The following is a 24,764-nucleotide window of genomic DNA, read 5'->3' as shown; positions in this document are numbered from 1 at the left end:
GATGCCCGATGTCGTTCACCGCCGGCGCGAACTGATGCGGCCGGACTTCACCTGTCCCGAGATCAGCGCGGCCGGTGCGGCGTGCTCGCCCGGCATGAGTACCCTTTGCGGACGTATCGGCAGCATCAGCGTTGAGGCGGTGCAAACATGGGAATCCGGGACCACGGCAATGGAGGCGTGATGACCGAGACCACGACCGGCCGGGCGGCCGCGCCCACGGTGGGCGGCATGCCGCGGTCCGGGCTGCCGGCAGGCCCGCTGACCTGGCAGCGGACCGACGTGGTCGGGACGGAGCTGGTCCTCGGATCCGCCGACGCGACACCCGGCAGCGGGACGGCCGTCGTGCACGGTTCCCTGCCCTACGTGATGGAGTGGACCGCCGACGACACTCAGGTGACCGTCGCCGCGAAAGGCGGCGGCTGGAGTCGCACCCTCGAGTTGCGCCGGAACGCCGACGGCTGGACCTGCCGGACGACCGAGGCCGGTGACGCCGGCCTGCCCGCCCCGGGCGCCACCGAGCCGATGGGCCCGGACGTGGTCCTCCGGATCGCTGATTCGCCGATCTTCGTGACCTGGGCGGTGCGGCGGCTCGGCCTCACGCCGGAGTCCGGCCCGGTGACCGTGCCGTCGGCCCGGGTGCTCGTGCCCTCCCTCGCCGTGGTGACCGGCACGACCACCTATCACCTGGTCAGCCCCAACCGGCTGCGCGTCACCGGCGACGGCCCGGCTGCCACCTTCGAGCTGGATCCGTCCGGGGTCGTCGCCTATCAGGCGGGCCGCCTGCGGTTGGCCCGCTGACCGGCCCGGCGTCAGCAGCGCGCCACGCGGTGGGGCGCCGGGCGGAGCCGTGAACAGCGTGGTGGGGTGGCGCGGCATGGGGCGCTGCCACTGAACAGCCCGGTGGGGCGCCAGGCGCTGCCTCCGGCGAGCGCGGCGCGTCGCCGGGACGGCTAGAGCAGGCGGAAGTCGGCGTAGTCGAAGCCGGGCGCCACCACACAGCTGACCAGCACCGGCTGATCACCCGCCGGGACCGCCGCCTGCCAGACCCCGGCCGGCACGAGCACCTGCGGGCGCTGCCCGGCGGTCAGATCCGCTCCGAGCAGCATGACCTCCTCGTCGGCGGGCCGGTCGCCGCTGCCGCCGAGCCGGAGCTGGAGCGGGCCGCCCGAGTGCCAGAACCAGATCTCGTCGGAGCGGACCACGTGCCAGGCCGACTCCTCACCCGGGTGCAGCAGGAAGTAGATCGCGGTGGCGGCGGCACGCGGTCCGTCGTACCCCGCAGGGTTGAAACTGACGGCTGACCGCCAGGTCTCCCGGAACCAGCCGCCCTCCGGGTGCGGTGCCATGTCCAGCTGCTCCGCCAACGGCGGCCGGGTCGTCATGACAGTCGATCATAATGCCGCCCCGTCGTCCGGCCGCCGAACCAGTGTGTGAAGTTGGGGTGCGGATCGAGCCGGAAGTTCACACGCGGGGTTTCAGCCGCCGGCACCGAGCGACAGCGCTGCGTCCCGGCCTGCCCGGGCCGGCCGTCAGGTCACGCCGGTGGTCAGGCGGCGGATCGCAGCGGTCAGGCCGGGCGCGTCGAGGTCGGTCTCGGTGACCAGGTTGAGCAGGATGAACCCGTCGAGCAGCGCGGAGATGTCCCGCCCGGCCGCCGCGCCGACATGGGGGGTGAGGATCTCCACCAGGCCGTGCATCCACACCTCGGCGAGCGGCCGGAGCGCCTCGTCGCGGGCGGCGGCCATGCACAGTTCGTACTCCAGGCGGACCTGGCGGCGGTCGGACAAATATTCCTGAACCAGGCCGGTCAGCACCGCCGGCAGGTCCGGCGCGTCCCGCAGCCGCTCGCCCCACTGGTCGAGGCCGGCCTGCAGGGTGTCCACGGCGTGGCGCAGACCGGCCGCGATCAGGTCGTCGAGGGTGGGGTAGTAGTAGGTGGTCGCGCCCAGCGGCAGCCCGGCCCGCGCGGCGACCGCGCGGTGCGTGGTGCGTCCCACGCCGGCCTCGGCGATGACCTCCATGGTGGCGGCGGCCAGGGCGGCGCGGCGGGCCTCCGGGTCGCGCGCACGCTGCGGGCGGCGGGCGGTCAATGGGCTGCCCCGCTGTTCAGGTTGAGGATGATGACACCGGCGATGATCAGCGACACCCCGGCGATCTTGACAAGGGTGAACGGCTCGTTCAGGAAGAGCGCGCCGATCACCACGATGGCGGCGGTGCCGACCGCGGACCAGATCGCGTAGGCCACCCCGACCTGGATGCCTTTCACCGCCTGGGCGAGCAGCGCGAAGGAGACCGCATAGCCGGCCAGCACGGTGAGGGTCGGCCACAGACGTGTGAACCCTTCGGTGGATTTCATCAGGCTGGTCGCGAAGAGTTCCGCCGCGATCGCCAGGAACAGGAAGACGTACGCCACGGCGGGATCCCCTCGATCGTCTTGTACGAAAGTACAAGTACGATCGTACAACTCAGCCGGGATCCAGGCCCGCAGCCACAGCCTTCAGATCGGTGAGAGGAACAGCGGCCGAGCCGGCGACGATGACGACCGTGCCGAGCGTGTCGGCGACGATCACGACCTGGGCGGCGCCGTCCCGGACGATCACCTGGGCGCGGCCGAGCCGCACGTCGAAGGTCTCGGCCACGGTGCCGCTGCTGGTGTACCAGGTGGTCATCCACCGGAAGACCTGCCTCATCGGCGTCTCGCTGTCCCAACGGCCCGGCCGGGCGACATACACCGACAGGGCGGCGTCAGGCTGCGGACCGGCGAACGAGCGGCGGAGGATCTCGGCTGCGAACCTTCCGCTCGGTGCGGGAGCGTCGTCGTGCACCCGGTTCTCGGAGACCTCGGCCAGCCTCCGATCCAGCGGTCCATCGAGGCGGAAGCCGGGCGGCAGGTGACCGATGTCAACTGTCTCCATGCCGTACAGGACGGATGCGGACACCGCCGGGGCAGGCGTGGCCGGCGGGGACGGCTCCGGTCGTACCACCAGAAAAGAGACGGCCATGGCGGCGGCAACCAGCGCGGCGCCTCCGGTGATCGCGCGAACGGTGCGCCGCCGGCGCACCCCGGAGTGGACCCGGGCCACGAAGTCCTCCGTGAACGGCAGGTCGAAGTCGGTCTGATCGATCATCGGGCTCACCTCTCCGCGGCCATCCGGGCGCGCAACGTGGACAGGCCTCGGGAAAGTTGCGAGCGAACCGTCGCCGGACTGCAGCCCAGCACCGCGCCGATCTCGTCGTCGGGCAGGTCGGCCAGGTAACGCAGGGCCAGAGCGGCTCGCTGCTTGGGCGGCAGGCCGGCGAGCACCTGGCGGACCACGGCGCTGGAGTCGACGGCGGCGAGCCCCAGGTCTTCGTGGCCGGGATCGGGCAGCTCCGGCACCGGGATCGGCCGGCGGCGGCGCCGGGAGTTGAGGAAGAGATTGACCATGGTCCGCTGCGCGTAGCCGACCGGATTGCCGTCGGACCGGACCCGTGACCACGCCAGACCGACCCGGATCAGCGTCTCCTGCGCCAGGTCCTCCGCGGCCGCGCGATCGAGGGTCAGCATGTTGCCGAGGCGGAGCAGGGCCGGCCCGCTCGCACGCAGGAAAGCGTCGAAGCCGGACCCGGCCGGCGGAAATCTTCGCACGCTATGACTACACCGTGGCGGGCCCGTTCTGTTGCACCCGGATGCCGAGGTAGGTGATCGGGCCCGGATCCGGCACCGGGATCTCGGTGAAGCCGAGCCGGTCGTAGAACCCACGGGCCTTCACGTTCGCGGTGACCATGCCGACGTGCACGCCGGGGGCGTCGACCGTGGACAGGAACCGGTGGATCAGGCGGCGCCCCCAGCCCTGGCCCTGATGTTCCGGCAGCAGGTCGATGTGCAGATGGGCGGGATATTCGTCGAGTTCGGGGAGCAGCATCCGCTCCGGGTGGTGGTGCAGCGCGTACATCTCCTGTTCCGGCGTGCGGTCTCCCGCCGGCGGCTTCGGATAAGGCGTCCGCGGGATCCAGAGGTCCGGATAGAGCCCGGCGAAGCTCGCGGTGTCCGCGGTGCCGACGACGTACCCCACCGCCCGGGCGCCGTCGTCCAGGACGAACGCGAGGTGCGGTTCGAGGTAGGCGTACGGGCCGGCGAACAGGTCGCCCATCAGGTCGTCGGTGGAGTACTTCCCGCGCGCGTCACCGCCGGCGTCGGCGGTGCGCACGCAGATGTCGTAGAGGGCGGTCCTGTCGGACGGGCGGTACGGGCGGATCTCGGGCACCCACCGAGGCTAGGCGGTGGAACCGTTTCCACCGCAAGCCTCGACCGTGTCCAGGTAATGCTGGTTGAACATGACGCCGAGGATGTTGCCGAACGGGTCGAACACCGAGGCGGTGACGAAGCCGGGGCCGCGTTCGGTCGGCTCCTCGTGCGACGTCGCGCCCAGGCCGAGCAGCCGGTGGTACTCCGCGGCGACGTCGTCGACGGCCCAGTAGACGACCACGCCCCGGCCCGGCGCGTGCGGTGCGAACCGGCTGTCCAGCAGGCCGAACTCGTGCTGGTGGTCGCCGACCCGCCACTCGAGGTAGGCGTCCTGGCGGTTGAAGTACGGCTCCATGCCGAACACCTTCGTGTACCAGGCGGTGGCGGCGGTCATGTCGTCGGCGAAGTACGTGACGGTGGTGAGTCCCTTGAACATGGGACCGATCCTGCCGGGATAAGTGCTCACCTACTGAGCACTTTCTCTGCGAATCTGGGGGCATGCGCGCGGACCGGCTCGTCGCCACCCTGTTGCTGATGCAGACCCGCGGCCGGGTCACCGCGGCCGAGATCGCCGCCGAGCTGGAGGTGTCCGTGGCCACCGCCCGGCGCGACCTGGAAGCCCTGTCGGCCGCCGGTGTCCCGGTCCATCCGCAGCCGGGGCGGCACGGCGGGTGGTCGCTGATCGGTGGGGCGCGGACCGACCTGAGCGGGCTGTCGGCGGCCGAGGCCCGGGCACTCTTCCTGCTGGTCGGCCCGGCCGCCGCGGTGTCCGATGAGGCCAAGGCCGCGCTGCGGAAACTGTTGCGGGCACTGCCGGCGCCGTTCCGTTCGGCCGCCTCTGCGGCCGCGTCCGCCACGCTGATCGATCCGGCGGGGTGGGGGACGCCGCCGCGCCCGCGGGTGGCCGGCGTCGAAGCGCTGCAGGACGCGGTGGTCCGGCAGGTCCGGGTCTCGTTCGACTATCAGGGGACGACGCGCTCGGCCGACCCGTGGGGTCTGGTCGACAAGGACGACACCTGGTATCTGATCGCCGGCACAGCTCGCGGGCAGCGCACTTTCCGGGTGGACCGGATGTCGGCGATAACGGTCACCGGCGAGGCCTTCGAACGGCCGGCCGCGTTCCAGCTGGACGCCGCCTGGCAGCGGGTGGTCGGCGAGGTGGAGGAGCTGCGGGCCGGGACCTGGGCCATGCTGCTGATCAAGGAGCGCTTCGTCTGGGTGCTGCGCGACCATTTCGGCCGGCACTGCGAGGTGGTCGAGGTCCGGCCGGACGGTCGCGCCAGGGTCCGCGTCGCCGCGCCGACGGCGCGGGACATCGCCCGGACTCTCTCCGGCTGGGGTGCGGCGGTGGAGGTGGAAGATCCCATGGAGGTACGGGCTGAGCTCCGCCGCATCGGGTCGGAGCTCTCCCGTCTCTACCGTTAGCCGGGCCGCTGCTCGTCGAAACCGTTCAGGATTCGCGGCAGGGCCCGCTCCGGCGCCTGGCCGTGATCCACGTCGGCGCCGAGGTCGACCACCGTGGCGGCCGCACCGTGCTTCGCCAGCCGTGCCCGGCAGTACGCCGAGTTGTAGAGCGGCACATCCCTGTCACCGGCCGAGGCGAAGAGCCGGACCGGGACCGACGGGCGCCAGTCGCAGTACCGATCCGATTCGGCCAGCGCCGCCCCGAGCACGCCGGACGGGTTCTGCAGCCGCTTCAGGTAGCTCGCGGTGAACAGGTCCGCCGGGTCCGCCGGGATGTGCGGCAGGATCTCCTCGTTCGGGTGCTCCCCGTCGAAGAGCGCCTCGATCGACGGGTCGCGGAACGCCTCGGCCGGGTGGTCGTAGAGGCCGTAGAGCCGGTTCCAGGCGACCGTCCAGTACGCCAGGTATGCGGTGCCGTAGGCGATCCGGCCGGAGACAGCGTCGGCCACCACCTGACTGGGACGTAGCGGAGCGGCGATCGGGGTCAGCGCGCCGAGCCGGCCGTCGCGGTCCAGCACTTGCCCGAGTGCCATCGTGACGTGCCCGCCCTGCGAGTGACCGGTCACGTTGACCCGGCGGTCCGGTCGCCGGCCGTCGCGCGCGGCGAGCCGCCGGGTGGCCGCCAGGGCGTCGACGGAGGCGGTGACCGAGGACCGGGCGTGCACGTACGGATGGGTGCCCGGCCCCACTCCGAGACCCAGATAGTCGGGCGCGGTGGTCAGATAACCGGCTGCGGCGAACAGGACGGCGGCCGCGCGGTCGTTGCCGTCGCTGACCGAGGCGACCGAGCCGCGGTAGGCGGTGGTGCCGTGCAGCCAGGTGACCTGGCGGGGCCGGCGGTCGGTGATGCGGGGCGTCACGACCAGGGCGCTGGCGGTGGTCGGCCGGCCCCGCGGGTCGATGGTGCGGTAGACGATCCGGTCGGCGTCCACGCCGTTGCGCACCCGCGAGGATTCCAGGCCGTACCCGGTCAGATAGGCGGTGACTCCGGCGAGGTCGAACTCCGCCACCGAGGTGACGGAGACCAGCGTGCCGCGGGCGGGTGCGGCGGTCGCCGGGCCGGGCGCCAGCAGCAGGGTGCCGCAGACGGCGGCGGCGGTCAGTCCTTTGATTCCCATGGACCGACTATTTCGCCGCGGGCGGGTGGTGGTCTGGGGTGCTGGGTCCCCAAGGATGGTCAGGCCAGCCCTACTGTTCCCACCGGCCGTCTCGTTGCTCAGGCAGTCGCGCGGAGGACCGCGCGGCTGGGGAAGAGGCGGCCGGGCTGGGGCGTGCCCAGCGCCGCCCGGACGGCGGCGACCGCGATCAGCTCGACCGGGTGGGTGGCGGTGGAAAGCGCGGGGAAGGCGGCCGCGGCCAGCGGGATGTCGTCGAAACCGGTGACCGCCACGTCGGCCGGCACCCGTACCCCTGCCCCGGCCAGGGCCTCCAGCACCCCGAGCGCGGTCGCGTCGCTGACCGCGGCGATCGCGTCGGTGTCCGGCCAGCGGTTCAGCACGGTCCGGGCGGCCCAGCGGCCCCGGGCCGCGGTGAAGTCCCCGTGCACGATCCGCACCGGCAGGCCCGCGACACGCATCAGGCTCGCGTACGCGTGCAGCGGAGCGTGGGCCGCCGCGACCCAGGGCGGGCCGCCGACCATGGCGATCCGGCGGCGGCCGGAGGCGTACAGGTGCCGCAGCAGCGCGCCGACGCCGGCCGCGCTGTCCACGTCGGCGCCGCCCACGCCGATCGCGCCGGTGCGGCCGTGGAGGGCGGGCGGCAGGCGGTCCAGCATCTGCCGGTCGTGGCCGGCCAGGACGACCGCGGCCACACTCCGGTCGGCGGCGATCCGCTCCAGGTCGGCGGTGGCGTCCAGCGGCAGGCGCAGCAGCGACACACCCAGGCCCGCCGGCTCCGCGGCGGCGGCCATCGCGGCGGCCGCGCGGCCGACGAACGGGTCCCGCAGGATGTCGGCGCGCCGGTCCCGGATCGCGAACATGATCCGGGTGCCCTCCCGCTGGGCCAGCCGCCGGGCCAGCGGATGCGGCACATAGCCCAGGTCGGCGGCGGCCCGGCGCACCGCGTCCCGGCTGCCGGCCGACGCCGGGCCACGGCCGGTGAGCGCCCGGGAGGCGGTCGCGATCGAGACACCCGCCCGGCGGGCGACATCGGCGAGACTCGGGCTCTGCGGCTCGGCGGTCATGGCCCGACGATAACCGGCGCCCGGAAAATGTCGGGGGGCCGTTCTAGGGTGGGCCGCATGACGACATTGCCGGACCGCCCGCACACCGCCCTGCTGGTCATCGACGTGCAGAACGGCGTCGTCGACGGCGCACCCCGCCGCGACGAGGTCATCGCGAACATCAACGCGCTCCTCGGCAAGGCCCGCGCGGAGCAGGTCCCGGTGGTGTGGGTGCAGCACTCCAGCGAGGGTCTGGTCCGTGACACCGAGCCGTGGCAGTTCGTGCCCGAGCTGTCCCCCGACGACAGCGAGCCGCTCATCCACAAGAAGTTCGGTGACTCGTTCGAGGCCACCTCGCTGGAGGAGGAGCTGGCCACCCGTGGGGTCGGCCGCCTGGTGGTGACCGGCGCCCAGAGCGACGCGTGCATCCGCAGCACCATTCACGGCGGTTTCGTCCGGGGCTACGACGTCACCCTGGTCGCCGACGCGCACACCACCGAGGACCTCACCGCTTACGGCGCCCCGCCGCCCGAGCAGGTGATCGCCCACACCAACCTGTACTGGTCGTGGCAGAGCGCGCCCGGCCGCACCGCCGCCCTGGCCGAGACGGCGAAGGTCGACTTCGCGGGCTGACCACGCTGGGGGATGATCGAGGGGTGCCGACCGCCCGTCCGGGCCGGCCGGCCACGTCGAGGAAGAGGCTGTGACCGTTCGATGAGCACCACCGACAATCTCTGGCTGCGCAAGATCGCCGAGAACCCCGGCCACTCCCAGTGGTACATCGACCGTTTCCGGGCGATGGAAGCCCGCGGCGACGATCTGGGCGGCGAGGCCCGCATGATCGACGCCATGCTCCGGCGCGGCGCCCGCGTCCTCGACGCGGGCTGCGGCACCGGCCGGGTCGGGGGCCTGCTCGCCGCCGCCGGCCACGACGTGACCGGCGTCGACCTGGACCCCGAGCTGATCGCCGAGGCGCGGCGCAACCACCCGTCCTCGCGCTGGCAGGTGGGCGACCTGAGCGAGCTGGACCTGCCGGAGCGCTTCGACGTGATCGTCTGCGCCGGCAACGTGATGACGTTCGCCGCACCGGGCTCCCGGGTGGAGATCCTGCGCCGCTTCGCCGACCACCTCGACCTGAACGGGCGGGCAGTGATCGGGTTCGGTGCGGGCCGGGGTTACCTCTTCGACGACTTCCTCAGCGATGCCGCGGGCGCGGGCCTTCAGCAGGAACTCCTGCTCAGCACGTGGGATCTGCGGCCGTACACGCCGGGTGCCGACTTCCTGGTGGCGGTCCTGGGGGCGGCCCGCGCCTGACCTCCCCGGCTGTCGCTGGACGAGTGCGCCGGCACTCGGTCACGCTGCGGTCTCCGACTCGCCTCAGATCTGCGGGCGGCTGCCTGTGTGGTTCAGCGGCGGCCCGGCGCGGGGGTTGGCCGGGGCTGGTCAGGGGACGGTTCTTCGGCGGCGCGCCACCAGCGGCGTGACAGCAGTGCGGCCAGCCCGGCGCCCGCGGCGTTGAGCAGGACGTCGTCGACGGAGGTCACCCGGTCCAGCTCGAGGGCGTACTGCGCGACCTCGACGACGACCGAGCACGCCGCGCCGAGGGCCAGGACCCGCGGCACCGAGGCGAGGGCGGCGAACCGCAGCGGGGCGAAGAAGCCCAGCGCCGCGAAGACCAGCAGGTTGCCGACGATCTGGCCGGTGGCCCGCGCCGGCCCGTCGGCGAGAATCATGATCAGGTCCTGGAGCGGGATCAGGTGCACCCGGCCGGTGTCGGTGCCGGCCCGCGCGCCCGGCAGCAGGATCATCCACACCCACGGCACCGTGCCGTAGACGATGCCGACCTCGGCCACCGACATCCGCCACGCCCGCGCCGGGGTGGCGCCGCGTGCTCTCCGGGATCGAGCCAGAGCCCACGCCGCCAGCGCGGCGAGCGGCAGCGCAACGATCGTGAGCACCACCACGCCGGTGAACGTGCCGAGCCAGCCGTGCCACCCGTGGATCATGCCGCCCCGCTTCGTGTTCGACCGTTTCCTGGACGACCGCGAAATGTACCGGGGCGTGTCGAGTGTCAGACGGCTCGGCGCCGGGTCCGTGCGGGCGATCCCGAGGCCGGGCCAGGCGGTTCCGCCCTGCCCGGTCTGCTTTCGGGCCCCGATCAAACGCGGCAGGCGGGCGCCGGTCAACGCGGCAGGCGGGCGCCGGCAACGTGGCGGGTGGGACGCCGGTCAGCGCGGCGGGACGCGGAGATGCCCGGCCGGAGAAAGCCCGGCCGGGCGTTGGGGAGGAGGGGGGAGGGGAGGGTCAGATCAGCCAGCGGTTCTTCTGGACCAGGGGGAGCTTCGCCCACCGGCGGCCCAGGCCCCAGGTGTGGCCGGCATAGGTGAGGGCGACCACCGCGGCGCTGACACCGTAGATGACGTGGTAGTCGATGAGCGGGTTGCTCGACCGGGTCGGCTCGCCGCTGTTGGTGGTCCGGGCGAGGGGCCACTCTGCGATCCACATGAAGGCCATCATCAGGCCGGCGGCGACCGCGGCGATCCGCATGCCGATGCCGAGGATCAGCGCGAGGCCGATGCCGAGCAGGCCCACCATGAACAGCCAGTCGGCCCAGGTGGCGCCGGCGGTGCTGGTGAAGAAGCCGGCGAAGGGTCCGACGTCGACGCCGCTGAGGAAGCCCTTGGTCGGCGAGCCGCCGTTGATCCAGGCGCGTTCCGCGGCGGTCGAGAAGCCGAGGCCGAACGTCTTGTCGAGAAAGGCCCAGAGGAAGACCAGGCCGGTGCTGATCCGGAGGACGGCGAGGGCCCGGGCGGCGGCGTGGGTCAGCATGCCACCGGGGGCTTCGACGGTCTCGGGCGAGGGGGTGACGGAGGTGGTGGTGTTGTGCCGACCGATGGTGGCCATCTGGTCCTCCTAGCGACGTTGTCTGCACCCCTGACTCTGCTCCGATGCAGACGCCGTCACCTGTGCCGGAGAGCATGAGCTCGGGGCACTGCCGGCCCGTCCGTTTCGGGACCAAGGTCCCGGCCGGGCCACCGGCCACAGCGGATCAGCGGGAGAGCCGGCCGTCCGCGATTATTCGCTGCGGGGTGGGGAAATCTCAGACCACGTTCGTGCGGCCTGGCATCTTTCCCTTCACCCGGAATCGCGCCATCTGCCGTCCCGGGCAGCCGTACGCCTCTGCTGATCTTTGCTCGTCGTGACGATGATGTCACCGAGGGGGTGGTTTCGTTGATGATCCTGCTCGTGGCGCTGATCGGCCTGGCGGTTGCGACCGCGCTGGCGCTCTGGCCTGCCCAGAACGCACGCGAGCCGAACGCCCGGGATACGGACGGCCGGGAACCGGGCGGCGGAGACATGGACGGCCGGGGCGGGAGCGGCTGGGATGCGGGTGGCCGGGACATGGGCCGCTGGGGGATGGCCGGCGGGTTCTTCCGGGGTGCGGTGCACAGCGAGCCGGGGCCGGCGGCGCTGGGATCCGCGGACCGGCGGCCGTCCAGCTTGGAAGGCGTCCTGGTGGAACAATTGATCAAAGGAGACATCTCGCGCCGGCAGTACCTGCGTGCGCTCGAGAACCTCGCGGCGCGTGACGAGGAGCGGCATCCACTCAGCATCCCCCGAGATGATCTCCCGGGGGCCTGCGCCTGAGAGCATGGGAGCACTACACTCCTGGCGGTCGGACATGGAGAAAGGTGGTCACCGTGCTCGTCGTCGTGCTGCTCGGCATCGCGATGATCGCCACGTGGACGTGGGCGCTCTGGCCGCACCCCGAGAAGACACACCCCGAGAAGACACACCCCTGGAAGGCGCAATCGGGGGGCGCGCGGTCCGGGGCCGTGCCGGGGCCGTACCCCGTGGTGGTTCCACTGCCGCGTGTGGAGAGCACCGAGGGCCTGCTCGTGGCCCAGCTGTTCCGCGGCGAGCTCACCGGCCGGCAGTACACGCGTGCCATGGAGTGCCTGGCGGCCCGCGACGCCGACCGGCATCCGGTCACCGTTCCCGGCGACGGCGCCTGACGATGGCGGAGATCGTGCTGGTCCGGCACGGGCAGACCGAGTGGAGTGCGAACGGGCGCCACACGTCGTTCACGGATCTGGAGCTCACCGCGGAGGGTGAGCGGCAGGCGCGGGTCGTGCGGGACCGGCTCGCCGGCCGTACGTTCGCCGCGGTCTTCTCCAGCCCGCGTCAGCGGGCCTTGCGCACCGCCGAGCTGGCCGGGCTGCCGGTGACCGGGACGACCGAGGACCTCGCCGAGTGGAACTACGGCGAGTACGAGGGCGTGACCACCCGTGACATTCGCAAGTCCCGGCCCGGGTGGTCGTTGTGGACCGACGGGTGTCCCGGCGGCGAGTCCCCGGAGCAGGCCGGCGCCCGCCTCGACCGGATCCTGTCCCGAGCCCGTGACCTGCTCACCCGCGGTGACGTCGCGCTGGTCGCGCACGGGCACTGCCTGCGGGTGGCCGGCGCCCGCTGGATCGGGTTGCCGCCGAGCGCGGGCGGCCTGCTCAAACTGGACACGGCCACCCTCTCGGTGCTGGGCTTCGAGCACGAGGTGGACCCGGTCCTGGTGAGCTGGAACGCCGCGGCTCCGGAATAGGCGACCGGCGCGCGACGGCCCGCCCGCCAGTGCGTCGTTGACACCGAACGCACAGGTGAAGCACATGGTGACCCACAGACGCGGGGCGAATCGTGAAGGGACACGAGGGACCCGATCGAGGGGATGACCACATGCTCACCCAGGTCAACGACCAGATCAGCGCACCGCAGCCGGCCGCCGCGCCGACAGTGGCCGTTCTCGGTCAGCGCAGTCGGGTGGCGAGTCTGCCGCACCACCTGCCCGCCGGCTGGGCGATGCGCGTGATCACGGAGCTGGGCCAGGCCGGCCCGGAGGATCTGCTGGTGCTGAGCGGAGCGGGGGCGCACGACGTCCGGCTGGCGCGGGAGGTGCTGCCGCCGCAGACCCGGATCGTCGCGCTGATCGACGAAGGGTCCGGCGGGGACGTGGTGGCGGGGGTGCTCAGCGAGGGCGCGGACGTCTGTGTCCGCGGCGGGCACCCCGGCATCCTGGCCGGCCACCTGGTGGCCTGCCGGCGCCGGCAGCTGGCCCAACGCTGGGCCGGCCTGGAGCTGCCGGCGAGCGGCCCGCCGCCGGGCGAGCTGAAGGCCGGTAGGACCAGGACCGGATCACCGGCTGCTGAGCAGGCGGGCCATCTCGGTGCGTGACCGCACACCCAGCCGGGCGAACACGTTGCGCAGGTGATGGTCCACGGTGCGGGGGCTCAGGTGCAGTTCCTGCGCCACCTCCCGGTTCGTCGCGCCACCGGCCACCAGCGTCGCGATCCGCTCCTGCTGCGCGGTCAGCTCCAGGCCGCCGAGCGCGGGCGCCGGCTGTTCGATCCGTTCCCCCGCGGCGCGCAGTTCGCGGACGCTCTGCGCCGCCCACGGCTCGGCGTCCAGCAGCCGGAACGTCTCCGCCGCCCGGCGCAGCTGGGTCCGGGCCTCGACGTGCCGCCGCCGGCGCCGCAGGAACCGGCCGTAGAGCAACTCGGTGTGCGCCCGCGGGAACCCGGCCTCACCGATGTGCCCGAGCGCCTCCTCGAAGTGTCCTTCCGCGGCTTCGGCGTCGTCGGCCCGCAGCGCGCGGCAGCGGTCCCGCAGCGCCAGCCAGGTGGGCTGACCGGTGCGCCCGGCCCAGCGGTCGAAGCCGGTCGCCACCGCGGTCAACCCGAGCGCGACCCCGGGCCGTCCGCGAGCAGGCGCCTCAGGCCGGCCGCCGGCGCTCGTCTGCGCGGCCGCCTCCAGCAGATGCGGCACGACCGCCACCTGCAACAACGCCGACCCGTACCCCGGCGCCGCCGTCACCACCGCCACCAGCCGCTCGGTGGCCGCCGGGAACCGGCCCTCCACCAGGTCCAGCAGCGCGAGGGCCCACCCGCACATCGGCCCGGCCGGCCCACCGCCGCTCTCCTCGATCCGGCGCAGGGCGTCGTCCCGGTCGCCGACCAGCGCGGCCAGCACCGCCAGCAGCGCGACGTGGGCGCCGGCCAGCACCCGTTGCCCGGTGCCGCGTGCGACGGCCGCTCCGTCCAGCGCCGCCGTGGTGGCGGCGGTGTAGTTCCCGGACGCCATGCTGGCCAGTGCCGCGAGTTCCAGGGCCCGCGGTTCCAGGGCTTTCGCTCCCGATTCGCGGGCCAGCGCCGCCGCCCGCCCGGCCAGCGCGGCGGCCCGGCGACCGTCCCCCACCAGGATCCCGGCCGTGGCGGCACGGGTCAGCAGCCCTGGGTCGGTGACCCGATCGGCCAGGTCGAGGGTGCGCCGGAACCGCGCGAACGCGTCCGGCTCGTCGCCGTCGGCGAGGGCGGCCAGGCCCGCCACGTGCTGGAAGGCGAGGGCCAGGGCCGGTGGTTCGTCGCCACGGCGGCGCGCGGTCACCCGTCGCGCCAGGCCCGCGTACCGGCCCTGCTCACCGGGTTCGGCGGCGGCCTCGCCGGCCAGCGCGAGCGCCTCCAGGGCGCCCGCGGTGTCGGTCTCGATGAGGTCGGCGGCCACGTCCAGCAGCAGGTCCCGGGCGCCGGGCCGGCCCTCGGGGAGGCGCATCTCGGCGGTGAGGGCGCGGGCGCGTACCCGGGCTGTGCCGGCCGCCGGCGGCACCTGCCGGATCAGCGAGCCGGCGTCGTGCGGACGCCCCGCCAGCCAGGCCGAGCGGGCCGCGGCCACCAGCATCGCGCCGCGTTCGGCCGGGTCGGCGCAGAGGGCGGCGGCGTGTTCCTGGGCCTCGGCGGCCACGGCCGGGTCGGCGGACCGGGCGCAACCGGCCAACTGCCGGGCGAGTCCTTCGTCCGGGCCGGTGGTGGCGGCCGCCCGGTGCAGGAGCGCGGGCAGGTGGTCGCCCCGGGACGCCAGGGCCCGGGCGAGCGCGGCGTGGGTGGCGCGCCGCTGGAACGCCGGCGCCTCGGCATAGACGCAGGCCCGCAGCAGCGGCGACGCGAACCGCACCTCGTCCCCCGAGATCGTCAAGAGGCCCGAGCGTTCGGCGGCGGCGAAGTCCCCGACCTCGGGATGGCGGCTCCCGGTTCCGGCTGCCAGCACCACGTCCAGCGGCGCCTGGGGGGTGGCCGCCGCCAGCAGCAGCAGCTCTCGCGTCCGCTCCGGCGCCGCGCTGATCAGCGCACGGTAGCGCCGCCGAAGCGTGCTCCCCGGCGGCAGTGCCTCGGGCAGCGGCGCCAGCCCACGGCGTTGTTCGGCGCTGAGCGCGTCGGTCAGATCGGTCAGCGCCGCGGGATTCCCACCCGACACCTCGGTCAGGGTCGCCGCGACCTCCTCGGTCAGATCCGGCGCCCGGCGGGCCAGCAGCTCCGCCGCGTCGGCCGGCGACAGCGCGCCCAGCCGCCGCACCGGCAGCCCGCCCGTCTCCGCACCCACCGTCACCGACGCCAGGATCACCAGCCGCTCGTCCGTAGCGCGGCGGGCCGCCACCAGCAGAACCTGCAACGACTCCGGGTCCAGCAGGTCGGCGTCGTCGAGCACGCAGAGCAACGGCCGCCGCCGCGCCGCCGCACCCCACAAGCTCAGCGTCGCGCAGCCCAGCGCCAGCCGGTCGCTCACCGCACCGGCCAGACCGCGCCTCAGCGCGACACGCTGCGCGGGGTCGAGCTCATCGGCCAGTTCCATCAGGGGAGTGATCAGCTTCTGCCAGCCGGCGTACGGGAGAACGCCCTCGTCGTGGTCGCCCGGTGCGGTGCGGACCGTCCAGCCCGCGGCCGAGGCGGCCACCGTGTCCAGCAGCGTGGTGCGTCCCTCGCCGGGCGCGCCCGAGATCACCAGCGCGCCACTGCGGCCGGCCGTGGCCGTGGACATCAGCCGCCGGATCGCGGTGAGGTCGGCCTGCCGCCCGGACAGCCAAACTTTCTGCACTGACGGTGCATCAACCATGGGGCGAGTTTTCCCTGACCCGGCCCCTGAGGGAAGAGCCTTTCGGTGGATGAAATTTCCGGGATGTTGCCGGCTGATGACACGAGGCCGGTGATTTCGCCGATGCCTACTGGCGCGTAACCCGCCGAAACTGACGCTCGTCGATCCGTTCCCCCTGGTAAAGGAGTTCGACGTGCAGCTCTCCACCGTTCCGATGGTCCGGCGGTTCCTCGTCACCGCCGCCACCGCGCTCGCCCTGGTGGCCGTCCCCGGCGCCACCGCCGCGCAGGCCGCCGACAACCCGTACGAGCGGGGCCCCGCCCCGACCCTGTCCGCGTTGCAGGCGTCCCGTGGCCCGTACGCCGTCTCCACGACGTCCGTCTCCCGGCTCGGCGCCTCCGGCTTCGGCGGCGGCGAGATCTATTACCCGTCCACCACCAGCGACGGCACGTTCGGCGCGATCGCCATCTCGCCGGGCTTCACCGCTTACTGGTCGAGCATCTCCTGGCTCGGGCCGCGCCTCGCCTCGCACGGGTTCGTGGTCATCGGCATCGAAACCAACTCCACCGCTGACCAGCCCTCCTCCCGGGGCTCCCAACTGCTCGCCGCGCTCGATTACCTGACCCAGCGCAGCTCGGTCCGCACCCGCATCGACGCCACCCGTCTCGCGGTGGCCGGGCACTCGATGGGCGGCGGCGGCAGCCTGGAGGCGGCCAGCGACCGGCCGTCCCTGCAGGCCGCGGTGCCGCTGGCCCCGTGGAACACGGACAAGACCTGGAGCGAGCTCCGCGTCCCGACGCTGATCATCGGCGGCGAGAGCGACAGCATCGCCTCGGTGTCGTCGCACTCGATCCCGTTCTACAACAGCATCCCGTCGTCGGCGGAGAAGGCTTACCTGGAGCTGAACAACGCCAGCCACTTCTTCCCGCAGTCCACCAACACGCCCACCGCGGTGCAGATGGTCTCCTGGCTGAAGCGGTTCGTCGACAACGACACCCGCTACGACCAGTTCATCTGCCCCGGCCCTAGCACCGGCCTGACGGTGTCGGACTATCGCAGTAGCTGCCCGCTCAGCTGACGCTTCCCGGCAGCCGGGCCGGCGGGTTCACCCGCCGGCCCGGCTGCTCGCCCGCATCGGGAGTGGTTCAGTCCTCGCCCGCCCAGTCGACCAGCGTTCCCGGATCCAGGAACTCGGCGGACTCGAGGGACGGCACTTCACGGTCGCGACGTACGTCGGTTCGGTTCGGGCCGGTGCAGCACGAACGCCACCGGGCCGGGATCGCCCTGCAGCGCGTCCACGATGTCACGTCTGACGTTCTCGAGGCCGAAGAAGGCGGTGTCGAACACCCGGTGATGCTGCGCCGGATCCCTTTCGACGGCCAGCACGGCCGGTGCCCGCTCGGTGTCGGTCAACAACAACTCGGCGAGGTCGTGGCGGCTGATGCCTTTGAGCGCATCCGGCAGTTCGCCGAGCTTTCCTCGGTCGTCCAGCCAATCCCATACTTCATGGGGTTCACGCCCGCGCGTGAACGGTGCCAGTCCGGGCCGAGGCGACCACAGACCTCCACCTGCACCTGCCCTGAGTAGACAGTCACCGGGCAGTGGTTCCTTCCGTCCGAGTCCGTCGCTGGGAAACAATCAAATATGGCAGAGTGACACCGTGCCATCACCCAGTCGGTCAGTCTCCGGCCTCGATGCGGACGTGGTCGTCCTTTGTGCTCTGGAGTCCGAGCGTGCGGCTTTCCTCGCCGCTCTGGGTGACCCGCCGGACGGCATCCGGGTGGAGGTGCCGCCCGCGACCGGCATGGGCAACGCGGCCTCGGCCGCCGAGGCGCAGCGGGCGGTCAGCGCCTGGAACCCGCGCTTCATTCTTCTCGTCGGCATCGCGGCCGGGGTCGGCGACGTCCGGCTCGGCGACGTCCTGATCCCTGACAAGATCGTCGGGTACGAGTCGGGCAAGCTCACTACCGACGGCCTGGCGCCGGACCCGGAGCCCTACCGTCCCGACTACCACCTGCTGGTGGCGGCGAAGGCGGTGGAGCCCGCCGAGTGGGCCGATATCGTGGTGCCCCGGCCCGACCGTGCGGACCGGCAACCCGCGGTGCACTTCGGGACGGTGCACAGCGGCGAGAAGGTGATCGCCGACAACGACACCGCTCCTGGCCTGCGAGCCGGCTGGCGCAAGACGATCGGCGTCGAGATGGAGGCGCTCGGCGTCGCCCTCGCCGCCTACCGCGGCAGGTTCGGCTTCCTCATGATCAAGGCCGCCTGCGACCACGCCGATCCGGCCAAGGGCGACGACTGGCAGCCGTACGCAGCGGACGCCGCTGCCCGCTTCGCCGTCGCCGTGCTGCGCCGCCTCCCTCCGGCCGGCGGCGAACGGCCACAGGTCGTACGCGCGAAGGCCGTGACGTTCTCCGGGCGTACCAAGCTGGCGGTTTGTGATCACCTCGGCCCGGACTGGCACCGGCTGGCCGACTACTTCGAGATTCCGCCCTACGACCGGGCCGCGTTCGAGCGCGGGCGTGAACCCCATGAGGTGTGGGAGTGGCTGGAGCGCCGGCGCAAGCTCTACGCCCTGCCCGAAGCCCTCGAGTACATCAACCGCGCCGATCTCGTTCCCGACCGATAGGAGCTTCGTGGCTCAGGAGATCACCACCGCTGAGTTGCTCAAGGTGGAGTACGACCAGCTCAAGCAGGAACAGCGCGGCCGGATCACGGTGCGGGACAACCTGATGTACGGGACGCTCGGCTCGATGGCCCTGGTGGTGGCCGCCGCTCTGCAGGCGAAAGGCCACGCCAACCTGCTTCTGCTGCTGCCACCGGTGACGGTCATCCTGGGCTGGACGTACCTGGTGAACGACGAGAAGGTCACCGCGATCGGCCGTTACGTCCGCGAGGTGCTCACACCGCGCCTCACCGCGCTCGCCTCCGGCCCCGACCCGGTCTTCGGCTGGGAGCTGGCGCACCGCTCCGACGCCCGCCGAGCCTCCCGCAAGGCGCTGCAACTGGCGATCGACCTCGGCACCTTCTGCCTGCCCGCGCTGGCCGCCGTCATCGTGTTCTGGGTCAACGGCCCGCGCACGGTCCCGTTCGTGCTGATCTCGGTCGCCGAGGCCGCGGTGACCGCCGTCCTGGCCTGGCAGATCATCCGCCACGCCGAGTTCTGACCCGCCGCGGCGGTGGCGAAAATCACGCACGCAAAGTGACGCCGGTTACCGATTTCCGGTGGCCCCGGTCACTTTAATCTCGCAAGTTTTACCTGGTCGATTTGGGGATGATGCACGGACGGTGGATGGTTGTAGCCGGAAGCGACGAGGCTTTCTCCGTCACTATCCGTCGAGGAGTCGACATGCAGTTCATCCGTAGTGCCCGTACCGCCCTGGCGCACCGTCGTGCCACCCGCCGTGCCCACCGGCAGCTGAGCCACGAGCTCGCCGCCTTCCGCACCGCCGCCGAGCGCAGCGAGCTCGACCTGATGCTGGGCCGGCACACCGCCGAGGAGACCCGCGAGATCAACGAGATTCTGAATCGCCAGGACACCGAGCGCCGGTACCGGTCCGCGCTGCACATCAGCCGCGTCTGACAGTTCACGGCACGCAGAGAGTCGCCCCCGGCGCGTGCGCGCCGGGGGCGATCGTGTCAGTTGCGGCGGTCAGTTGTCGGCGTGCTGTTGCTTGTCGCTCCGGGCGGCGCGCAGGCTGCCCGGGTGCGCCTTGGCCGACGGATCCCGCCCCGACTTGATGAGGCTGGCCACCGTCGTGATGGTCAGGATGCCGATGATCACGCCCAGCGAGACCGGGGTGCTGACCTCCGGCACAGCCTCGCTGAGGTCCTTGTGCGCCCAGTGCAGCACCAGCTTCACGCCGATGAAGGCCAGGATGACCGACAGGCCGGTGGACAGGTAGACCAGGCGGTCCAGCAGGCCTTTCACCAGGAAGAACAGTGCTCGCAACCCGAGCAGGGCGAACGCGTTCGCGACGAAGACGATGTACGCCTCCTCGGTCACGCCGAACACCGCCGGGATCGAGTCGAGCGCGAACAGCAGGTCCGTGCCACCGATCGCGAGCAGCACCAGGAACAGCGGCGTGAACATCCGCTTCCCGTCGATCCGGGTGACCATCTTGCCCTCGACGTAGTCCTCGGTGACCGGCAGGAACCGCCGGCCGGCCCGGACGAGGGCGTTGTCCTGCACGTCCGGATCCTCGTCGCGATGCCGGAACAGCTGCACCGCGGTGTAGAGCAGGATCAGGCCGAACACCAGGAACATGAACGAGAACGCGTTCAGCAGCGCGGCGCCCACGACGATGAAGATCACCCGCAGGATCAGCGCGATGATGATGCCGAACGTCAGCACCTCCTGCTGATATCGCTCGGGCACGGCGAACGTGGTCATGATGATCACGAAGACGAAGAGGTTGTCGACCGACAGACTCTTCTCAACGATGTAGCCGGCGAAATACTCGGTGCCGAATCCCCAACCGGAGATGCTCGCGAAGACGACACCGAACGCGATCGCGACGGCGATGTAGAAGATGGACCAGGCGGCGGCCTCACGGAAGCCGACGACATGTGGACGGAGCACCCCGAGCGTCAAATCGAGGGCGAGCAGGGCGACGATGACCCCGATGGTCACGATCCACCCGAGCGCGGAGACCTCAAGCATGCTTTCCAGGATCTCGAAGAAAGCTGCGAACATGCTGAACAACGGCGGAACCGGCTCGCCACCACGCCGGTTTCGCCCAACGGTGGGCTCGGTGGGCGGTTCGCTTCCTTCTCTTCGGTGGTACGACCTGTCCGACACTCCCGCCAACCGGCTCGGGTAGCCGGCTGCCACTCCTTGCCGCACCCCGCCGCCGGCTCATGAACGCCGGCCGGCCGCGCTGCGGCCAGGAGTAGGCAGTAGGCCGCGGTGTGGCTCCGGGACCCATGGTTGCGGTTGGGGGCGGGTGGCCGTACCGATGCGGTTGGTCAGGCGGCCAGGAAGGAGCGTTTGGCCAGGCCCATCCAGAAGCCGTCGATGGGCTGGTCGGGTGCGGCCTCGGGGGTGCCGGAGGCGCCCAGCGTGAGGAACATCGGGGCGAAGTGCTCGATGGTGGGGTGGGCGTACGGCATGCCGGGGGCGCGGCCCCGGAAGTCGGCCAGCTCGTCGACGGCGCCGCGGGCGAGGGTCTCCGCGGTCCAGGCGTCGAACTCGCGGGACCAGCCGGGGGCGGCGGCCTCGGGGCGCCAGTCGCGGAGGAAGGGCAGGCCGTGGGTGGTGAAGCCGGAGCCGACGATCAGCACGCCCTCGTCGCGCAGCGGGGCGAGGCGGGCGCCCAGGTCGAGGAGGCGGTCCGGTTCGAGGGTGGGCAGCGACATCTGCAGGACGGGGATGTCGGCCTCCGGGTACATGACGCTGAGCGGTACGTACGCACCGTGATCGAGACCGCGGTCGGTGCGGGCGACGGTCTCGCCGTCGGGCATCAGGGCGGCGACCTGGCCGGCGAGGACGGGTGCGCCGGGGGCGCGGTACTGCGCCTCGTAGAAGCGCTGCGGGAAGCCGCCGAAGTCGTAGACCAGGGGGACCGTCTCGGTGGCGCCGAGCATCAGCGGTGCCGACTCCCAGTGCGCGGAGGCGATCAGGATGGCGCGCGGGCGGGGGAGCCCGGCGGCGAGTTCACGCAGCTGGTTCACCCAGACGGGGTCGTCGACGAGCGGCGGGGCGCCGTGGCTGAGGAACAGGGCTGGCATCCGCACGATGACCTCCGTTGAAGCTTCAACTATTTGGGTCCACCGTACGCGGGATTTGTTGATGCAGCAAATAGTTACTCAGGGTGATATTTGCAACGTTAAAGTCACGCTGCGCGCCCGCTGTGAGCAGGTACTGCTACCACATCCGCGTTGTCAGATCATTAAATATTGTGACGCGTTGATATTTTCCCTGGTCTTTATCGATCGGCGCTCAAATTTCCTGAACAGTAGTGTGATCAACAACGCCTACTGTGGATTCGACATTTGTCGCATCTGGACGTTGCGCCGAAGGGCGCGACCTGGCAGGCTACTGCCGGTCGCGCCGGGGGGAGCGCTACGTAATTGCTTCGTGGTACGTCACTCTGGTGACTCAGGGTGAACTCGCGGGCATTTTCCCAGGCGTCGAAAGGAGAACCGGCAGTGGCGTCGCCGCCGCAGCTACCGCCCGCGGACGATCTTTATCTCACTGCTCACGACACGATCCGAGGCAAATCCCTGCTGTCCCCGGCCACTCTAGGCCTGGGGCTCGGCGCGGCGCTGCTCGGTGAGCTGATGTTGTGGCGGCGCGTCGACCTCGTCGAGACGGAACTGATAGTCATCGACGAACGGCCGACCGGCGACGCCGCGACCACAGCCGTGCTGGAGCAGCTACGCCGCGAGGCCGGGCAGCACGGCGTGCGCAACTGGCTCGCCTACCTCTCCACCGGCATCGCGACCGACCTGGTCGAGCGCCGCCTCGCCCGGGCCGGGCTGATCAAACGGGTGGAGAAGCGGGGCCTGCTCAGCACCAAGGTCTCCTTCGTGCCGGCCGACTCGATGACCGCCGGCTGGCCCGCCACGCGTCTCCGTACCAAGGTCTCCCGCGACGAGCACCTCGACGTGGCCGACCTGCTGCTCGCCGGACTGATCCTCGCGACAGGGCTCGACCAGCACGTGCTGGCCACCCTCAACGCCCGCGACCGGGCCGGTCTGTTCGACCAGTTCCGCCGGCTCTTCCCCGTCATGTTGCAGCAGCTGGTCGCGCACGCCGAGGCGGCCGTCGGAGACGCCGTGATGGCCCGTCGCGCCTAGCTGCATTTCACCCACCCCCTTGGATTAACTGGAGTCCGCGTGTCCTCGACCGCCACCAAACCCCCTGAAAGCCAGCTGTCGGACGCATTGGCGCGTGACCGGCTGGGCGTAGCCGCGATCGTCTTCTTCATGATGTCGGCGGCCGCCCCGCTGACCGTGGTCGCCGGCGTGGTGCCCACCGGTATCGCGGTGACCGGCCTGACCGGCATCGCGATCGCCTTCCTCGCCGTCGCGCTGGTGCTGGCCATCTTCTCGGTCGGCTACGTCGCCATGGCGCGGCACATCGCCAACGCCGGCGCGTTCTACGCGTACATCTCGCAGGGTCTCGGCCGGCCGGCCGGCGTCGGCGCGTCCTGGATCGCGCTCGCGGCGTACAACATGTTCCAGATCGCCGCGTACGGCGGTTTCGGTGCGATCGCCCAGCCGCTGTTCGTGGACTGGTTCGGTGTGGACGCCCCGTGGTGGGGGATCGCCCTGGTCGCGTGGGCCCTGGTCGCCGTTCTCGGCGTCCGCGACGTGGCGGTCAACGGCCGGGTGCTGGCCACCCTGCTGGTCGCCGAGATCGCGCTGACCCTGGTGTTCGCGTTCGCCGAGATCTTCACCGACGGCTTCGAGGCGTCCAGTGCGCCCCTCGACCCCGGCGCCCTGGTCGGCGTGGGTTCCGGCGCCCTGCTGGTCATGGCGGTCACCGGCTTCGTCGGCTTCGAACAGTCCGTGGTGTTCAGCGAGGAGTCCCGGGACGCCCGCCGCACGGTTCCCCGGGCCACCTACGTCGCCATCGCGCTGATCGCCGTCATCTACGCGTTCGCCTCCTGGGCGATGATCTCCGCGGCCGGCGACGACGTGGTGACCCGCGCCACCGAGGAGGGCCCGGAGCTCTTCTTCAACCTGGCCGCCGTGCCGCTCGGCAATGCCGCCCTGCACCTCGGCCACATCCTGTTCCTGACCTCGCTGGTCGCCGCGATGATCTCGTTCCACAACATCATCTCGCGGTACATGTTCTCGCTGGGCCGCGAAGGCGTGCTGCCGCGCACGTTCGGCCGCACCGTCCCCGGCACCGGCGCCCCGAAGAACGGCTCGATCGCTCAGTCGGTCGTCGGCCTCGTCGTGATCATCGCCTACGCGGTCTTCGGCTGGGACCCGCTGGTCCAGCTCTTCTTCTGGGGCGGTTCGGCCGGTGGCCTCGGCGTGCTGCTGCTGGTCACGCTGACCTCGTTCGCCGTCATCGGCTACTTCGCCCGCAAGCCGCAGGGCGAGGACGTCCTGCACCGGGTGATCGCGCCGGTGATCAGCTCCGTCGCGCTGCTGGTCATCACGTACCTGGCGATCGACAACATCGCCGGCCTGCTCGGCGTGGAGGAGGGCAGCACGCCGGCGATCGTGACGCCGTCGCTGTTCGCGGTGCTCATGGCCGGCGGCGTCCTGTGGGCGCTGGTGCTGCGCAGCTCCCGCCCGCAGATCTACTCCGGCATCGGCCTCGGCGCCCGCAGCGCCACCACCACCGGCGGCTTCGCGTCCGCCCTGAACGACACGGAGCGCAACCGATGACCGCCCCGGTGATCCGCCCGGCCCGCGAGGACGAACTCGCGGCGATCGGCGCCCTCATCTCGAACTCGTTCGACGACCTGGCCGCCGACGCCTACCTGGTGCCGGTCCCCGAGGACCGCGAACGGGTGATGGCCGAGTTCTTCACCCTCGAGACCGAGGTCGCGTTCAGCCAGGGCCGCGTCGAGGTCATCGACCACCCGGACGGCGGTTACGCCGCCGCCGCGGTCTGGTTCGACCGGGTCAACGAGCTCGTCCCGCCGGCCGACTACATGGACCGGCTGACCGCCCTGGCCGGCGACCACCTGGAGCGCTTCGGCGCCCTCGGCGAACTCTTCGAGAAGAACCACCCCGCCGACCCCCACTGGCACCTGCAGTTCCTGGCGGTCCGCCCCTCCGAGCAGGGCCACGGCCTCGGCGGCGCGCTGATGAAGAACGTGCACGACGAGCTGGACTCGTCAGGCGTCGCGGCATACCTCGAGGCCACGAACGAGAACAACGTCCGCCTCTACAAGCGGGCCGGCTACGAGCCGATGGACCCGTTCGAGATCTACCTGCCGGACGGCACGCCGTTCTACCGCATGTGGCGCAAGCCCGCCTGACGGCGACGATTCACCTGACGGGGGTGTGGGCTTCGGCCCACACCCCCGC

The 24,764-nt window shown here is 71.8% G+C and carries 31 protein-coding genes; 16 read left to right on the top strand and 15 right to left on the bottom strand.

The annotated features are described in order from the left end of the window. Position 1 precedes the first annotated feature (1 nt). Positions 2–181, top strand: a complete 180-nt coding sequence (locus AC0NH5_RS19825) for a hypothetical protein (protein WP_474405825.1) — start codon at positions 2–4, stop codon at positions 179–181. Then, positions 181–798, top strand: coding sequence for a putative glycolipid-binding domain-containing protein (locus tag AC0NH5_RS19820; protein ID WP_474405823.1), 618 nt, complete (start codon positions 181–183; stop codon positions 796–798). Before AC0NH5_RS19825 ends, AC0NH5_RS19820 begins: the two co-directional genes overlap by 1 nt. Before the next feature lie 152 nt (positions 799–950). Here the strand turns inward: AC0NH5_RS19820 and AC0NH5_RS19815 are convergent, their stop codons facing one another. The 7 genes from AC0NH5_RS19815 to AC0NH5_RS19785 all read right to left on the bottom strand — a co-directional run bounded on the left by AC0NH5_RS19815 (position 951) and on the right by AC0NH5_RS19785 (position 4,664). After that, the gene (locus AC0NH5_RS19815) at positions 951–1,382 is read right to left on the bottom strand and encodes a cupin domain-containing protein (protein ID WP_474405821.1); all 432 of its coding nucleotides are present in this window, start codon (positions 1,380–1,382) and stop codon (positions 951–953) included. A gap of 147 nt (positions 1,383–1,529) precedes the next feature. Continuing rightward, positions 1,530–2,090, bottom strand: a complete 561-nt coding sequence (locus AC0NH5_RS19810) for a TetR/AcrR family transcriptional regulator (RefSeq protein WP_474405820.1) — start codon at positions 2,088–2,090, stop codon at positions 1,530–1,532. Next, positions 2,087–2,413, bottom strand: coding sequence for a DMT family transporter (locus tag AC0NH5_RS19805; RefSeq protein WP_474405817.1), 327 nt, complete (start codon positions 2,411–2,413; stop codon positions 2,087–2,089). Before AC0NH5_RS19805 ends, AC0NH5_RS19810 begins: the two co-directional genes overlap by 4 nt. 52 nt (positions 2,414–2,465) lie before the next feature. Next, positions 2,466–3,128: a hypothetical protein gene (locus AC0NH5_RS19800; RefSeq protein ID WP_474405815.1), complete on the bottom strand. Its 663-nt coding sequence runs from the start codon at positions 3,126–3,128 to the stop codon at positions 2,466–2,468. 5 nt (positions 3,129–3,133) lie between these two features. Next, complete coding sequence (locus AC0NH5_RS19795) at positions 3,134–3,586, bottom strand: SigE family RNA polymerase sigma factor (protein WP_474406200.1); 453 nt, start codon at positions 3,584–3,586, stop codon at positions 3,134–3,136. A 49-nt stretch (positions 3,587–3,635) separates the two neighbouring features. Beyond that, complete coding sequence (locus tag AC0NH5_RS19790) at positions 3,636–4,247, bottom strand: N-acetyltransferase family protein (protein WP_474405813.1); 612 nt, start codon at positions 4,245–4,247, stop codon at positions 3,636–3,638. Positions 4,248–4,256: 9 nt separating this feature from the next. Further along, entirely contained in the window at positions 4,257–4,664 is a 408-nt protein-coding gene (locus tag AC0NH5_RS19785; RefSeq protein ID WP_474405812.1) for a VOC family protein, read from the bottom strand. Between the two features lie 62 nt (positions 4,665–4,726). Here AC0NH5_RS19785 and AC0NH5_RS19780 point away from each other — a divergent pair, with 62 nt between their 5' ends. Next, positions 4,727–5,653 carry a helix-turn-helix transcriptional regulator gene (locus AC0NH5_RS19780; RefSeq protein WP_474405810.1) on the top strand — a complete coding sequence of 309 codons (927 nt, stop codon included), beginning with the start codon at positions 4,727–4,729 and terminating at the stop codon, positions 5,651–5,653. Here the strand turns inward: AC0NH5_RS19780 and AC0NH5_RS19775 are convergent. Further along, positions 5,650–6,810, bottom strand: a complete 1,161-nt coding sequence (locus AC0NH5_RS19775; RefSeq protein ID WP_474405809.1) for a hypothetical protein — start codon at positions 6,808–6,810, stop codon at positions 5,650–5,652. The two genes, AC0NH5_RS19780 and AC0NH5_RS19775, sit on opposite strands and share 4 nt — an antisense overlap. Positions 6,811–6,908: 98 nt before the next feature. Beyond that, positions 6,909–7,874: a LacI family DNA-binding transcriptional regulator gene (locus AC0NH5_RS19770; RefSeq protein WP_474405808.1), complete on the bottom strand. Its 966-nt coding sequence runs from the start codon at positions 7,872–7,874 to the stop codon at positions 6,909–6,911. Between the two features lie 57 nt (positions 7,875–7,931). Here AC0NH5_RS19770 and AC0NH5_RS19765 point away from each other — a divergent pair, with 57 nt between their 5' ends. Together AC0NH5_RS19765 and AC0NH5_RS19760 are read left to right on the top strand one after the other, a co-directional pair. Then, a complete protein-coding gene (locus AC0NH5_RS19765) occupies positions 7,932–8,486 on the top strand; it encodes a cysteine hydrolase family protein (RefSeq protein ID WP_474405805.1) in 555 nt (184 codons plus the stop codon). Between the two features lie 81 nt (positions 8,487–8,567). Then, complete coding sequence (locus tag AC0NH5_RS19760) at positions 8,568–9,167, top strand: class I SAM-dependent methyltransferase (RefSeq protein WP_474405804.1); 600 nt, start codon at positions 8,568–8,570, stop codon at positions 9,165–9,167. Positions 9,168–9,259: 92 nt separating this feature from the next. Here the strand turns inward: AC0NH5_RS19760 and AC0NH5_RS19755 are convergent, their stop codons facing one another. Both AC0NH5_RS19755 and AC0NH5_RS19750 read right to left on the bottom strand, forming a co-directional pair. Beyond that, positions 9,260–9,859 (bottom strand): VanZ family protein, encoded by a 600-nt coding sequence (locus AC0NH5_RS19755; RefSeq protein WP_474405803.1) that lies wholly within the window; start codon positions 9,857–9,859, stop codon positions 9,260–9,262. Between the two features lie 298 nt (positions 9,860–10,157). Further along, the gene (locus AC0NH5_RS19750) at positions 10,158–10,682 is read right to left on the bottom strand and encodes a hypothetical protein (protein WP_474406197.1); all 525 of its coding nucleotides are present in this window, start codon (positions 10,680–10,682) and stop codon (positions 10,158–10,160) included. Positions 10,683–11,087: 405 nt separating this feature from the next. Here AC0NH5_RS19750 and AC0NH5_RS19745 point away from each other — a divergent pair, with 405 nt between their 5' ends. The 4 genes from AC0NH5_RS19745 to AC0NH5_RS19730 all read left to right on the top strand — a co-directional run bounded on the left by AC0NH5_RS19745 (position 11,088) and on the right by AC0NH5_RS19730 (position 13,076). After that, a complete protein-coding gene (locus AC0NH5_RS19745; RefSeq protein WP_474405801.1) occupies positions 11,088–11,501 on the top strand; it encodes a hypothetical protein in 414 nt (137 codons plus the stop codon). A 53-nt stretch (positions 11,502–11,554) separates the two neighbouring features. Then, on the top strand, positions 11,555–11,869 hold the full coding sequence (locus tag AC0NH5_RS19740; RefSeq protein WP_474405799.1) for a hypothetical protein: 315 nt from the start codon (positions 11,555–11,557) through the stop codon (positions 11,867–11,869). A gap of 2 nt (positions 11,870–11,871) precedes the next feature. Continuing rightward, positions 11,872–12,450 (top strand): histidine phosphatase family protein, encoded by a 579-nt coding sequence (locus AC0NH5_RS19735; RefSeq protein WP_474405797.1) that lies wholly within the window; start codon positions 11,872–11,874, stop codon positions 12,448–12,450. A 131-nt stretch (positions 12,451–12,581) separates the two neighbouring features. Continuing rightward, positions 12,582–13,076, top strand: a complete 495-nt coding sequence (locus AC0NH5_RS19730) for a hypothetical protein (protein ID WP_474405795.1) — start codon at positions 12,582–12,584, stop codon at positions 13,074–13,076. Here AC0NH5_RS19730 and AC0NH5_RS19725 read toward each other — a convergent pair. After that, positions 13,038–15,785: a helix-turn-helix transcriptional regulator gene (locus AC0NH5_RS19725; protein WP_474405793.1), complete on the bottom strand. Its 2,748-nt coding sequence runs from the start codon at positions 15,783–15,785 to the stop codon at positions 13,038–13,040. The two genes, AC0NH5_RS19730 and AC0NH5_RS19725, sit on opposite strands and share 39 nt — an antisense overlap. A gap of 193 nt (positions 15,786–15,978) precedes the next feature. Here AC0NH5_RS19725 and AC0NH5_RS19720 point away from each other — a divergent pair, with 193 nt between their 5' ends. Then, entirely contained in the window at positions 15,979–16,842 is an 864-nt protein-coding gene (locus tag AC0NH5_RS19720; protein ID WP_474406194.1) for an alpha/beta hydrolase family protein, read from the top strand. Between the two features lie 137 nt (positions 16,843–16,979). Here the strand turns inward: AC0NH5_RS19720 and AC0NH5_RS19715 are convergent, their stop codons facing one another. Further along, complete coding sequence (locus AC0NH5_RS19715) at positions 16,980–17,402, bottom strand: hypothetical protein (RefSeq protein ID WP_474405790.1); 423 nt, start codon at positions 17,400–17,402, stop codon at positions 16,980–16,982. 22 nt (positions 17,403–17,424) lie between these two features. On the opposite strand from AC0NH5_RS19715, the gene AC0NH5_RS19710 reads away from it, so the two are divergent. The 3 genes from AC0NH5_RS19710 (at position 17,425) to AC0NH5_RS19700 (ending at position 19,350) form a co-directional block, all read left to right on the top strand. Then, entirely contained in the window at positions 17,425–18,396 is a 972-nt protein-coding gene (locus AC0NH5_RS19710) for a 5'-methylthioadenosine/S-adenosylhomocysteine nucleosidase family protein (RefSeq protein ID WP_474405787.1), read from the top strand. 7 nt (positions 18,397–18,403) lie between these two features. After that, positions 18,404–18,934, top strand: coding sequence for a hypothetical protein (locus AC0NH5_RS19705; protein WP_474405785.1), 531 nt, complete (start codon positions 18,404–18,406; stop codon positions 18,932–18,934). A 182-nt stretch (positions 18,935–19,116) separates the two neighbouring features. Then, positions 19,117–19,350 (top strand): hypothetical protein, encoded by a 234-nt coding sequence (locus AC0NH5_RS19700; RefSeq protein ID WP_474405783.1) that lies wholly within the window; start codon positions 19,117–19,119, stop codon positions 19,348–19,350. 69 nt (positions 19,351–19,419) lie between these two features. Here AC0NH5_RS19700 and AC0NH5_RS19695 read toward each other — a convergent pair whose 3' ends face one another. After that, complete coding sequence (locus AC0NH5_RS19695; protein WP_474405781.1) at positions 19,420–20,430, bottom strand: TerC family protein; 1,011 nt, start codon at positions 20,428–20,430, stop codon at positions 19,420–19,422. A gap of 305 nt (positions 20,431–20,735) precedes the next feature. Then, positions 20,736–21,497, bottom strand: a complete 762-nt coding sequence (locus AC0NH5_RS19690; protein ID WP_474406192.1) for a dioxygenase family protein — start codon at positions 21,495–21,497, stop codon at positions 20,736–20,738. Positions 21,498–21,917: 420 nt separating this feature from the next. On the opposite strand from AC0NH5_RS19690, the gene AC0NH5_RS19685 reads away from it, so the two are divergent. Genes AC0NH5_RS19685 through AC0NH5_RS19675 form a run of 3 tightly spaced genes read left to right on the top strand, consistent with a single transcriptional unit; the run spans position 21,918 to position 24,715 of the window. Then, a complete protein-coding gene (locus AC0NH5_RS19685) occupies positions 21,918–22,568 on the top strand; it encodes a GOLPH3/VPS74 family protein (RefSeq protein ID WP_474405778.1) in 651 nt (216 codons plus the stop codon). Between the two features lie 39 nt (positions 22,569–22,607). Next, complete coding sequence (locus tag AC0NH5_RS19680; protein ID WP_474405775.1) at positions 22,608–24,116, top strand: APC family permease; 1,509 nt, start codon at positions 22,608–22,610, stop codon at positions 24,114–24,116. Continuing rightward, positions 24,113–24,715 carry a GNAT family N-acetyltransferase gene (locus AC0NH5_RS19675; RefSeq protein ID WP_474405772.1) on the top strand — a complete coding sequence of 201 codons (603 nt, stop codon included), beginning with the start codon at positions 24,113–24,115 and terminating at the stop codon, positions 24,713–24,715. The genes AC0NH5_RS19680 and AC0NH5_RS19675 overlap by 4 nt, the downstream gene beginning before the upstream one ends. Positions 24,716–24,764: the final 49 nt, after the last annotated feature.

It is taken from the genome of Actinoplanes sp. 13, assembly GCF_056134165.1.
The sequence above is the reverse complement of the archived record's forward strand: the minus strand, read 5'-3'. Positions and strand labels throughout refer to the sequence as shown.